Below are 11,459 nucleotides of genomic sequence, written 5' to 3' on the forward strand. Positions count from 1 at the left end.
GATGTGGGCGGAACACATGTATTTAGGACGATACCGGGCGAGGTGAACGCGCGCACACGGACAGCCGGACCTCACTGGAGCTCACGACGGGTCGGCCCCGTGAACAGCGCTTCCGTCCCCGGCCATCGGCCGCACACCCCCGTCAGCTGACGCGGAATCCGCCGGTGGCGCGGTCCCGGTGGAAGGTCAGCCGGTCCCAGGTGGGGAAGGCGAGGTCCGTGACGGCGAGCAGCCGGCCGGAATCGTCGTGCAGCGTGCGGCGCACGGTCAGGCCGCAGGCGGGGGCGGCGGCCCGGGGGTGGCTGCTGCGGGTCAGGGTGATGGTGTCGGCGACCCGGCCCTGCTCGGCGGCCCGATCGAGCCAGCGGTGCAGGGGGCCGAGGTCCTCGTCGCGCGCCGCGGGGCGGTCGCGGTAGACGGCCAGGTCGGGGGTCTGCGCCACGGCGCGCGGGCAGAGGTAGGTCACGGCGTGCTGGAGGGTCTGCCCCGCCGGGCTACGCTCGCGGCGGTGGTGCACCAGGGTGCGCTCGCCGCTGCGCATGCCGAGGAGCGGGGCGAGCGGGGGCGGCACGATCACCCGGGCGAGCCAGCTCTGGGCGACCACGGCCCCCGGCGCCCCGGCCGGTCCGGCCGCCGGCACACCCCCGTGCATGACCTCCGGCGGCCTGGTGGCGACCGCGCCCCCCACGCCGTCGTCGCCGTACGCCCCATGGGCCCGGGCGGCCCCGTACCGCGCGGACGGGCCGGGGGCGGCGGACGGCGCGGGGGCCGCGGGCGGTGCGGGCGGTGCGGGGGCTGCGGGCGGTGCCGGGAAGGCCGACCGAGTGCCCCGGCGTTCCGTCACGATGAGGCCGTCCTCCCGCAGGTGCTGCAGCGCGGCCCGGACCGTCTGGCGGTTGACCCGGTAGTGCGCGGCCAGGGTGCGTTCCGAGGGGAGTCTGCCGCCGGGGCCGTGCGCGGCGTCTTCGAGTTCCTGCCGCAGCGCTGCTGCGATCCTCAGGTACTTGGGGAGGGCGGCCGGGCCGCCGTCCCGCGAAGGGGAGGGCATGGCTTCTCCTCTGACGGATGGTCAAGGAATGCACGGACTGCCCACCTAACGTAGCATTGGTCTATACCTCTCGCGGGGTCGAAGAGGGTCCCCGCACCACCTTGGCCGGATCCCGCCGCCACTCCCCCGGGGTCCGTCCCCCGGGCCCCCTGTTACCGCAGCGGGTTCGGGAGCGGGATGTACCGCGCGTCCGCGCCGTCCGCCCGGGTCCACCGCAGCAGCAGGTTCGTCTTGGCCGGCAGGGCGGGGGCCGCGAGCAGCTCCGCGACCTCGGGCAGACCCCGTTCGGCGTCGTAGCGCAGGAACTCCTCGCGCACCGCGGGCCACACCAGGCCCGTCACGCCGGGGTGCGCCTCGGCCAGGGCTCCGGCCACCTCCGCCAGGTGGTTGACGACCAGGCAGTAGACCAGGCGCTGCCAGGCGGCGGCCCGGTCCGGTTCCGGCAGCAGTTTCACGCCCTCCGCGTCACGGAAGAGGGCCTGCACCGGCACGCCCTGCCCGTCGAAGGCGACCAGGGTGTTCTGGAGGTGGGCCTCCAGCACGGCGCCGTGCCGGGCGAACAGCTCCAGCACGGGCGGCACGACCTGGCGCAGGTACGCCCGCCACCAGCCGGCCGGGTCGCCGGTGCGGGCGAGCGGGCTGTCCGCGTACCCCTCGGCGAGCGCCGCGGCGAGCACGGGCACCGCCCCCGGCAGCGCATGCGCCCGTAGCCCGTCACGGACCAGCACCGCGAGCTCCTCGAAGGCGAAGGCGGCGGTGCGGTAGCCGCGGTCGGCGAGCCAGGCGGCGTTCGAGCCGGTGCTCCGCAGCGCGGCGAAGCCCGCCTCGACGGCCGCGTCGGTGCGGCGCAGTTTCAGCAGGTCGTGCCGCCACAGACGGCGTACGTCGTTGGTGATCCGGACATCGAGGCTGAACTTCACGAAGAGGTCCCGGGCGGCACCGCCCCGGGCCCCGCCCCCGCCCCCGTCCCCGTCCCCGCCGCTGTCGCTGTCGCTGTCGCTGTCGGGCACGTACAGGGTCCGGACCGAGGCGGTGGGCCAGGCGGCCCGCCGCCCGCGGCCGAGGTGCAGCAGCCGCCCGTCGGCGAACGCCGCGCGGACGGCGGCGGAGCCGTCGAGCAGCTCCAGCTGCCACGGGTGGGCGGGCAACAGCCGGTAGCCGGCGGGCGGGCGGGGGCCGTCCTGCAGTTCGGCCAGGGCGTCGATCGCGTCGGCCGCGACCGGCCCGCCCTCCTCCACCACCTGGTCCTCGCGCAGCCCGAGGAAGACCAGCGGGAAGCGGGCGTGGGCCTCGGGCGCGTACGGCAGCCAGCTCGCGGCGGGAGCACCGCCCCGGGCCTTGGGGGCGGGGTGGTGCGGGTGGCCCATGACGAGGGCCTGCTCCGACAGGACGTACGGGTCCTCGGGCGGTTCGACGGCGGACCGGGCGGCGAGCAGTGCGGCGATCGCCTCGCGACTGTCGGCCATCTCGACCGGGAGCTCGTCGTTCGGTGTGCCCGTGTACCGGAGCAGTTCGTCGGCGACGAGCTTCACCAGTTCGGTGTGGGTGAGGGGGTGCCAGCCGTCGGCCGTCCCCAGTTCGGGGTGTGCGGGCCGGCGGCCGGGGCGCACCCGCAGCAGGCGGCCGCTGCCGCGCAGCCGGTGGACGCCTCCGCCTTCCGGGTCGGCCGCCTCCCGCAGCAGGCAGTTGAGCAGGGGGGCGGCGGCGCGTGCGTCGGCGACGGCGTTGAGGTCCACGGATTCCATTCGGTCCATCCCATGCGCCGGAGGCCCGCTGGGCGGACGACCGGCCGTGATCATCAGTATCCGCGATGATGACGTGATCACCACAACCATCCGCGAGAGCGAGAGGAACAGGGCCCTGCACCCCAGCATGAACCTCCCCCACTCCCCGGCCGAAGAGGCCGTATCCGCCGAACTGGCCGACGTACGCCCTGCACTCGGTGCCCCGTACGAGTCCGCGCTCGGCGGCGCCCGGGCCGCGGTGCTGACCCGGCTGTGGCGGGCGCTGGCGTACGAACCGCTGCCGTGGGTCGTGCGCCGCGAGCGGGGCTCCGGCGGCCTGGCGCTGCTGCTGTCCGACGGCAGGCGGCTGGAGGGCCCGCCGCCGGACCCGTACGCCACCGGCGGGCACGTGACCGAGCTGCTCCTCGACGGCACCCCGTTCCGGCAGGCAGGGCGGCTGATGGCGGCCCTGCGCGTGCCGCACGGGGACGCGTTCGGCGCCGAGCTCGACGGCAGTACCGCCTCCCTGGCCCTGTCGCGGGCGGGGCAGCCCCCGGCTGGCGAGCCGGACCCGGAGGCCACCTGGGAGTGGGAGCAGCGGGTGGTCGACGGGCACCCGTACCACCCGAACTGCCGCTCCCGCCCCGGGTTCTCGGTGGCCGAGCAGCTGGCGTACGCCCCCGAACACCGTCCGGTGGTGCAGCTCGGTCTGGTGGCCGTACGGGCGGAGGAGTGCCTGGTCACGGGCGTCTGGCCGGAGGAGCTGCGAGCGGGGGGCCGGATCCTGCTGCCCGTCCACCCCTGGCAGGCGGAGCACGTCTTGAAGCAGACGGGCCCGAAGCAGCCGGGCCGGGGACCGGACGCCCTGCGTCCGGGCGGGGCTGCGCATCCGCTGATGGCGCTGCGCACGCTCAGCCCGGTGGCGGGCGGTGCGCACGTCAAGACGGCGTTGAGCACCCGGCTGACCTCCTCCGTACGGGACATCTCCGGCTATTCGATCGAGACGGCGGCCGTGGTGTCCGCCTTCGCTCAGGCGCTGGCCGAGCGGCTGGACGGGCGGCTGCACATCACCCGCACCCTCGGGGCCGTGTCGGCGCACAGTCCGGACCTGGCCGCGGTGCTGCGCGAGCCGCCGGAGGCGTACGCGGACGCGGCGGCGGGCGAGCGGGTCGTGCCGGTGGCGGCGCTGGCCGGGGCGCCGTTCGCCCGGTCGGCGGCGTGGCAGGCCGCGTTCGCCCGCCTGGCGCTCTCCGTGTGCCTGCGGGTGCTGGACCTCGGGGTGGCACTGGAGGCCCACGGGCAGAACCTCCTCGTGGTCCTCTCCGCCGACGGCACCCCGCTGCGGCTGGTCTACCGGGACCTGGCCGACATCCGGATCAGCCCGGCCCGCCTGGCCCGGCACGGCCTGCCGCTGCCGCCGGTGTCGGGCCGGCTGATCACCGACGACGTGACGGTCCTGCGGCGCAAGCTGTTCGGTTCCCTCCTCGCCGGGGCCCTGGGGTCCACGGCGGGCTCGGCGGCGGTCTTCGCGGAGGTGCTCGGACGGGTGGTGTCCGGGCTGGCCCCCACCGCCGATACGGGGGCGCTGCTGGGCGCCCCGGTGCCGGCCAAGGCGCTGACCTTGATGCGGCTGAGCCCGGGGACCCCGGGCGACCAGTGGACCGGCCTGGACAACCCGCTGATGGGGGGTGAGCCGGGCGGGCTCGCGGACTAGTCTCCGGGGGCATGAGCGAGACCTCGTACCTGAGCTCCGTACGGGCGTCCTACGACGCCGTCGCCGTCGACTACGCCCGGCTGTCCGGGGCGGACCTGGACGGCAGACCGCTCGACCGGGCGATGCTGACGGCCTTCGCCGAGTGCGTGCGGGGCGAGGGGGGCGGCGGGGCGGGCGGCCGGGTGGTCGCCGACCTGGGCTGCGGTCCGGGCCGGATAACCGCTCACCTGGACGCGCTCGGCCTGCGGGCCTTCGGGGTGGACCTGTCGCCCGCGATGGTGGCGGTGGCCCGGCGGAGCTATCCGGGGCTGCGGTTCGAGGTCGGCTCGATGGACTCGCTGGACGTGGCGGACGGCGTGCTCGGCGGGGTCCTGGTCTGGTACTCCACCGTGCACACCCCGCCGGCCGGGCTGCCGCCGCTGTTCGCCGAGTTCGCGCGGGTGCTGGCGCCGGGCGGCCATCTGCTGATCGCGTTCGAGGCGGGCGACCGGCGGGCCCGCCTGGAGCACGCGTACGGGCACCGGGTCGACCTGGACGTGTACGGGAACCCGCCGGACCTGATCGCCGGACTGCTGGCCGACGCGGGGCTGGCCGAGGTCGCCCGCCTGGTGCGACGGCCCGGCGCCCGCGAGGCCGGGCCGCAGGCCTTCCTGCTGGCCCGCCGGGCCGGTGACGGGGAGCGGGCGGCGCGGGAGGCGGAAGCGGGGGGCGCCCGGTAGGGGGCGGCTCCGGGGCGCCGACGGCCTCCGGACGGTCGTCGGCCGTTCGGGGGGCAGCGGGGCGGCGGCGGGCCCGCCTGCACGGCGTTCGGCGCGGGCGATGGCAGGAAGGAGGAATGAGCCTCCACCGACGCCGGCTCCTGGCCGGCGCACCCCTGGCCGTCCTCGCGGCCGCCTGGTCGGCGGCCGGGTCGGGTGCCCCGTCGGCGGCCGGGGCTGCGGCCGGGCCGGGCACGGGTTCCGGTGCCCGGCCGGGCACCCGTTCCGGCGCCGCGGGGACCGCCGGTACCCGAGTGCCCGCCCGGGGCCCGGACTACGGCGCGCTGGCCCGCGGCCTCGACGGGCGCGTCGTCCTGCCGGGCGACCCCGACTACCCGGAGGCCCGGCAGCTGTTCCAGCCGCGCTACGACTCCGTCGCCCCGGCCGCCGTGGCCTATCCGACGCACGCCGGGGACGTGGCCGTCTGCCTGGACTTCGCCCGCCGTTCGGCCGTGCCGGTCGTCCCGCGCTCCGGCGGCCACGGCTACGCCGGCTGGTCCACCTGCGCGGGCGGGCTCGTCGTCGACGTCAGCGCCATGGCCGGGGTGGCCCTGTCGGGCACCGGGGTGCGGATCGGCGCGGGCGCCCGCCTCGGCGACGTCAACCGGACCCTCGCCGCACACGGCCGCGCCGTCCCGACCGGCCTGTGCCCCACCGTGGGGATCGCCGGGCTCACCCTCGGCGGCGGGCTGGGCCTCGCCTCCCGGGCGTACGGGGCCACCTGCGACCGCCTCACCGGCGCCACCGCGGTCACCCCCGACGGGGTCGTCCGGGAGGTCGACGCCACCCGGGACCCGGACCTGTTCTGGGCCCTGCGCGGCGGCGGGGGCGGCAACTTCGCCGTGGTCACCGAACTCCGCTTCGCCACCCACCCGGCCGCCGACTGCGCCTACGCCGAACTCCACTGGTCCGACACCGACACCGGCTCCGCGGCCGTGCTCCGCGGCTGGCAGCGCTGGCTGGCCGCCCTGCCCGAACCGTTCTGGAGCCAGGCGGAGTTCCTCCTTCCGTCCGGTCCACCGCCCCCGCCCGCCGTCCGCGTGCTCTGCCTCGACGGGCGCGCCGAGCTGGACCGGCAGCTGACCCGGCTGGCCGACCTGGTCGGCAGCCCGCCACGGGACTCCTGGACCACCGTCCGCAGCTACGCGGAGACCCTGCGGGCCATGTCCGGCTGCCTGGAGCGGACCACCGCCCAGTGCCGGCTGCCGGGCACGCTGCCCGGCCGCGGCGCCGAGGGCCGTATCGGCCGGGAATCGTACGGCGCCCGCTCGGACTTCTGGCCGGCCGCCGGGCTCCCGGAAGCCGGGGTGGCCGCGCTCCTCACCCGGCTGCGTCGGTACGCGCAGGACGTGCCCGCCGGCGGGCTGGGCGTCGTGCAGTTCACCGGGGAGTGCGGCGGCGCCGTGAACCGGCCGGCGCCCGCCGACACCGCGTTCGTGCACCGCGACAGCTCCTTCCTCACCCAGTACCTGGCCTACTGGCCGGACGCCGCCACACCCGCCGAGACGGCCCGGCACCAGGCCTGGCTCGACGCGCTCTGGCAGGACCTGCGCCCCTGGGCGGGCGGCCGCGCGTACCAGAACTACATCGACCCGAAGCTGCCCGACTGGCGCACGGCCTACTACGGGCCGAACCTCGCCCGCCTCGAAGAGGTGCGGCGCGCCCACGACCCGGGGCGACTGTTCCGTTTCCCCCAGGCCGTCTAGCGGAGCCCGAGGAGCCCGACATGCGACGACTGTTGACGGTGGCGGCGATGGCGGCCGCCCTGCTGCTGCCGAGCGGGCCGCTGCCCGTGGCCGAGGCGGGCAGCGGCCCGCCGCCGACGACCGGCCGGTGGTCCGCCCGGGAGGCGGAGGCCTTCTGGACGGCCGACCGGATGGCGTCCGCCGCCCCCGTCAACGCGAGCGGCTCCGATGCGCCGGCGGCGGCCGCGGCCGCCGATCCCGGCACCGGCAAGGACTTCGACGGGATCCCGGTCGTCGGCCGGATGTTCGTCATGAAGGACGGTGGCGCGTACTTCTGCACCGCCAGCGTGGTCTCCTCCCCCGGCCGCGACCTGGTGCTCAGCGCGGCGCACTGCCTGCTCGGCACCGATGCCCGGCAGGTGGCGTTCGTCCCGCTGTACACGGCGGAGAACCCCCAGCCGTACGGCATGTTCCCGGTGCTGCGGGACGCGCAGGGGCGGTCGAAGGTGTGGATCGACCCGCGCTACAGGAGCCTGGGGGCCGACGCGGCGGCCACCCTCGACGTCGCGTTCGCGCAGGTCGGCCCGGACGCCGACGGGTTCCCGGTGGAGGAGGTGGTCGGCGGGAACCGGCTGGCCACCGATGCGGGCTACGCGCACCCGCAGGTGACGCTGATCGGCTACCCGGCGTCCGCGGCACGACCGCGGCTGTGCGTGAACCGCACGACGAAGTTCACCAGCACCGACCCGGGCATCCCCGGGTCGTTCCTGCGGATCGACTGCACCGGCTACCCGGGCGGGACCAGCGGCGGCCCGTTCCTCACCCACTACGACGAGGAGACCGAGACGGGGGACGTGGTCGGGGTCATCGGCGGCTGGAAGACCGGCGGGGACACCGCGGACACCTCGTACAGCTCCTACTTCGGCGCCGACGTCAGGAAGCTGTACCAGAAGGCTGTTGCCGAGGCAGCGGTGGGGTGACCACCCGCACCCAGCGGGTCCGCCGCGGGTTGCCCACGCTGCGGGGCGTGGCCGGGACCTCCGCGGCGGTCAGCGGGTCGGCGGGCGCGAGGGCGAACTGGCGACGCAGGTCGGCGAGGGCGGCGTGGACCGGCGCCAGGATGACCTCGGCAGTGGGGTGGAGGTACGCCAGCGCGTGCGCGGTGGTCTCGATGGTGTCGGCGGCGTCCTCGGCCGCCGTACGGCTCCACCCGCCGGGCCCGACGGAGCTCCAGGGGGCGACGGCGTCGTAGAGGTGACAGGCGGCGTCGGCCGCGGCGTCGGCCCGCTCGCCGACGCCCGGGGCCGCGATGGTCGGCAACTGCTCCATCTCTCTCCTTGCGTGGGTATCCCCGGCTTCAGCCGGGGAGGGAAACGCATCGTGATGCCCGGAGCCGCGAAGCGGCGTAGCACGCTTCAGATCTGCTTCGGCAGCGGTCAGGGCTTGGCCGTCATGAGGGCCTGCTGACCCGAGTGAGAAGCCGCCCCGTTCACGGGGAGGAGGAGTCACGTCGGCTCAACGAGCGGGACGCCCGCGGGAAACGAGCCTGCCTCCTGGCCGGGCTTCGGCACCCGGCCGAAGGCGCGCCGGGGCCCGCCGCCCGCGTCAGGCGGCCGACCCGGCGCCGCGCCGGATCCGCCGGGCGGCGGCCTGCGCACCGGCGGCGGTGGCCGCGGCCAGGGCCAGCCCGAGCGCCGCATCGCGCGGCCGCGCGGGCCGCAGCACCCCGGCGCGCCGGAGCCGGCCGCGGGCCCAGACGGTGAACGGGACCACGAGCAGCGGGGAGGTGACCACACCGGGGGTGTAGCCGCGGGTGGCGGCGGCCTGCGCGACGTGGACCAGGCCGTGCAGACCGAAGGCGTTCAACGAGGCCTGGTAGAAGGCGGACCGCCCGCCGGTGCGGTGGCCGTCGGCGGCGGCCGCGCCCACCACGACCGCCGCGATGGCGACCGCGGTGGCGAACTCCCGCCCGTCCACCGACCCGAGGCGGTCCCACACCCGGTCGGGCACCCAGGGGTGGCGGGCGCGCAGGACGGGGACCCGGTCGCGGGACCAGCGCCCCATCGTCGCGATCTCCTCCGTGTCGTGCACGGCCCAGGCGGCCAGCAGGCCGAGCGTGGCCGCGGCCGTGACCCCGGCCGGGGCGGTGGCGGATGCCGGGGGCGGAGCTGTGGTTCGCGGTGCGCTCATGGGCCACAGTCTGCAAGATCGACGACTGCGGCGGGGGCGATATCCGGCCGAACTCCCGCTGCCCCGCGGCCGGATGCCGGTCGCCGGTGGTGCGCCGTACCACGTCCGGGACGGGGCCCGCCGCGCCGCGCGGCGCCTACGCTGGGCGGACCATGAACGATCGCGATGAGCCCCGCCGCCGTTCCCGGTTCCGCCGGCTCCCCCGTACGCCCGAGCCCGCCGCCGTACGGGGCGCGCGGGCGCCGGCCCGGCCCGGCCGGCTGCTGCGCTCCCCCGCCCGGCCGGGCGAGCCCCTGTTCGCGCAGGCGCCGAAGGCCTGGCAGCGGCTGCTCCCCTTCGCCGTCACCGCGGCGTGCGTGGCGACCCTCCTGCCCGTCACCATCGTGGTGCTGACCGACGCCTACGGGGCCGGCGGCGGCTGGGCGGGCGCGCTGGGCGTGGCCCAGACCGTGCCGCTGCTGCTGGCCGTGACCCGGCCGGTGCGGGCCTGGGCGATCGTGCTGGGCGCGGACACGGTGGGGGCGCTGGTGGTGCTCGGGTCCGACGGCCTGGCGGGACTCGCCTGGCCGTGGACCCCGATGGGCATCGTCGGCTACCTGCTGGTGATGGTGTGCCTGGGATTGCGCGAGCCCGTCAGGACACTGATCGGGGTCTGGCTGGCGACGGGCGCGGTCGGGGTGGTGCTGGGGTTCTCCCGCCCGGCCGTGACGACGGACACCGTCGCCCTCCTCTTCGTCCTGAGCGGGGCCCTGCTCGCGGTGACGGGATCCCTGCGGGGACTCGGCGACGCCCAGCAGCGGATCGCCGAGCAGGAGAGCATCAGCGAGGCGGAGCGGGCCCGGCGCACGCTGCTGGAGGAACGGGCGCGGATCGCCCGGGAGTTGCACGACGTGGTGGCTCACCACATGTCGGTGATCACGGTGCAGGCGGACTCCGCGCCGTACCGGCTGCCGGGCATGGCGGAGCCGGTGCGCGAGGAGTTCGCGGCGATCGCGGCGAGCGCGCGGGAGTCGCTGGGCGAGATGCGGCGACTGCTGACGGTACTGCGCAGCGACCAGGCGCACGGGTCGACCGGAGCGGCCGGAACCGACGGCGGCCCGGTCGGCGAGGGCGGCGAGGGTGGCGCCGAGCGGGCCCCGCAGCCCGGCATCGGCCGCATCCAGCAGCTCGTGGAGGCGACCGTACGGGCCGGGCAGCCGGTGGAGTTGTCGCTGGCCGCCGGGGCGGACGGGGCGGCGCCGCCGGCCGTGGACCTGTCGGCGTACCGGATCGTGCAGGAGGCCCTCGCGAACGTGGTGCGGCACGCCCCGGGGGCGCGGGCCCGCGTCTCGGTCACGTACGACGCGCGGGAGGTCCTCGTCCTCGTCGTCAACGGGCCCGGCCGGGACGGCGCGCCGGCGCTGGAGACGGCGGGCACCGGGCACGGCCTGGTGGGGATGCGCGAACGCGTACGGTTGACGGGCGGGACTCTGGACACCGGTCCGCTGCCCGACGGCGGCTTCCGGGTTGCCGCCCGACTGCCCCTGAACGGACCGATCGAGGAAGCCAGTTGACCATCCGAGTGATCGTCGTCGACGACCAGGCCATGGTGCGCGCGGGGTTCGCCGCCCTGCTGTCGGCGCAGGCCGACATCGATGTGGTGGGCGAGGCCCCCGACGGGCGGCAGGGGGTGGCCCTGGCCCGGTCCGTCCACCCCGACGTGGTGCTCATGGACGTGCGGATGCCGGAGCTGGACGGGCTGAGCGCGGCCCGGCAGATCCTCGATCCGCCGCCCGGGGTCGTGCACCGGCCGAAGGTGTTGATGCTGACGACCTTCGACATCGACGACTACGTGTACGAGGCGCTGCGCGCCGGGGCGTCCGGGTTCCTGCTGAAGGACGCGCCGCCGGCGGACCTGATCTCGGCGGTCCGGGTCGTCGCGTCGGGCGAGGCGCTGCTGGCTCCGTCGGTGACGCGGCGGCTGATCGCCGACTTCGTACAGCAGCGGCCGGCCCCGCGCCGGGACCCGGCGCTCCGGCTGAACGGGCTGACCCCGCGGGAGACCGAGGTGCTGGAGCTGATCGCGCGGGGGCTGTCGAACCAGGAGATCGCCGGGCACCTGGTGGTGGCCGAGCAGACGGTGAAGTCGCACATCGGGCGGGTGCTGGCGAAGCTGGACCTCCGCGACCGGGCGCAGGCCGTGATCTTCGCGTACGAGGCCGGAGTGGTGCGGCCCGGCGACGGCGGCTGACGCGCCGCCCCCAACCCTGCGGTACTCCTCCTCCACCCCCTACCGGGGTATGACATCCGGCTTGGCTCCCCGGTGCGACGTGCCGGCAGGCACCTCCTTCCTACCTTCCT

10 protein-coding genes are annotated in these 11,459 nt (G+C 76.5%); 6 read left to right on the forward strand and 4 right to left on the reverse strand.

All coding sequences use genetic code 11. The annotated features are described in order from the left end of the window. Positions 1–142: 142 nt before the first annotated feature. The gene (locus ACFVGY_RS00970; RefSeq protein WP_385668892.1) at positions 143–1,048 is read right to left on the reverse strand and encodes a GntR family transcriptional regulator; all 906 of its coding nucleotides are present in this window, start codon (positions 1,046–1,048) and stop codon (positions 143–145) included. Positions 1,049–1,200: 152 nt separating this feature from the next. Continuing rightward, complete coding sequence (locus ACFVGY_RS00975) at positions 1,201–2,802, reverse strand: IucA/IucC family protein (RefSeq protein WP_385668895.1); 1,602 nt, start codon at positions 2,800–2,802, stop codon at positions 1,201–1,203. 118 nt (positions 2,803–2,920) lie between these two features. On the opposite strand from ACFVGY_RS00975, the gene ACFVGY_RS00980 reads away from it, so the two are divergent. From ACFVGY_RS00980 to ACFVGY_RS00995, 4 genes are all read left to right on the forward strand, one after another. Beyond that, positions 2,921–4,486, forward strand: coding sequence for an IucA/IucC family protein (locus ACFVGY_RS00980; RefSeq protein ID WP_385669825.1), 1,566 nt, complete (start codon positions 2,921–2,923; stop codon positions 4,484–4,486). Positions 4,487–4,497: 11 nt separating this feature from the next. Next, positions 4,498–5,205: a class I SAM-dependent methyltransferase gene (locus ACFVGY_RS00985; RefSeq protein WP_385668898.1), complete on the forward strand. Its 708-nt coding sequence runs from the start codon at positions 4,498–4,500 to the stop codon at positions 5,203–5,205. Between the two features lie 116 nt (positions 5,206–5,321). Further along, positions 5,322–6,950, forward strand: a complete 1,629-nt coding sequence (locus ACFVGY_RS00990; protein WP_385668901.1) for an FAD-binding oxidoreductase — start codon at positions 5,322–5,324, stop codon at positions 6,948–6,950. A 20-nt stretch (positions 6,951–6,970) separates the two neighbouring features. After that, positions 6,971–7,909, forward strand: coding sequence for a trypsin-like peptidase domain-containing protein (locus ACFVGY_RS00995; protein WP_385668904.1), 939 nt, complete (start codon positions 6,971–6,973; stop codon positions 7,907–7,909). On the opposite strand, the gene ACFVGY_RS01000 is transcribed toward ACFVGY_RS00995, so the two are convergent. Both ACFVGY_RS01000 and ACFVGY_RS01005 read right to left on the reverse strand, forming a co-directional pair. Continuing rightward, positions 7,863–8,258 carry a hypothetical protein gene (locus ACFVGY_RS01000; RefSeq protein WP_385668907.1) on the reverse strand — a complete coding sequence of 132 codons (396 nt, stop codon included), beginning with the start codon at positions 8,256–8,258 and terminating at the stop codon, positions 7,863–7,865. The genes ACFVGY_RS00995 and ACFVGY_RS01000 overlap by 47 nt on opposite strands. 276 nt (positions 8,259–8,534) lie before the next feature. After that, positions 8,535–9,119: an HXXEE domain-containing protein gene (locus tag ACFVGY_RS01005; RefSeq protein WP_385668910.1), complete on the reverse strand. Its 585-nt coding sequence runs from the start codon at positions 9,117–9,119 to the stop codon at positions 8,535–8,537. A 152-nt stretch (positions 9,120–9,271) separates the two neighbouring features. On the opposite strand from ACFVGY_RS01005, the gene ACFVGY_RS01010 reads away from it, so the two are divergent. Together ACFVGY_RS01010 and ACFVGY_RS01015 are read left to right on the forward strand one after the other, a co-directional pair. Continuing rightward, positions 9,272–10,672 carry a sensor histidine kinase gene (locus ACFVGY_RS01010; protein ID WP_385668912.1) on the forward strand — a complete coding sequence of 467 codons (1,401 nt, stop codon included), beginning with the start codon at positions 9,272–9,274 and terminating at the stop codon, positions 10,670–10,672. Beyond that, complete coding sequence (locus ACFVGY_RS01015) at positions 10,669–11,349, forward strand: response regulator (protein WP_385668915.1); 681 nt, start codon at positions 10,669–10,671, stop codon at positions 11,347–11,349. Before ACFVGY_RS01010 ends, ACFVGY_RS01015 begins: the two co-directional genes overlap by 4 nt. Positions 11,350–11,459: the final 110 nt, after the last annotated feature.

The organism is Streptomyces sp. NPDC127106 (assembly GCF_042677605.1).
Classification (GTDB): domain Bacteria; phylum Actinomycetota; class Actinomycetes; order Streptomycetales; family Streptomycetaceae; genus Streptomyces.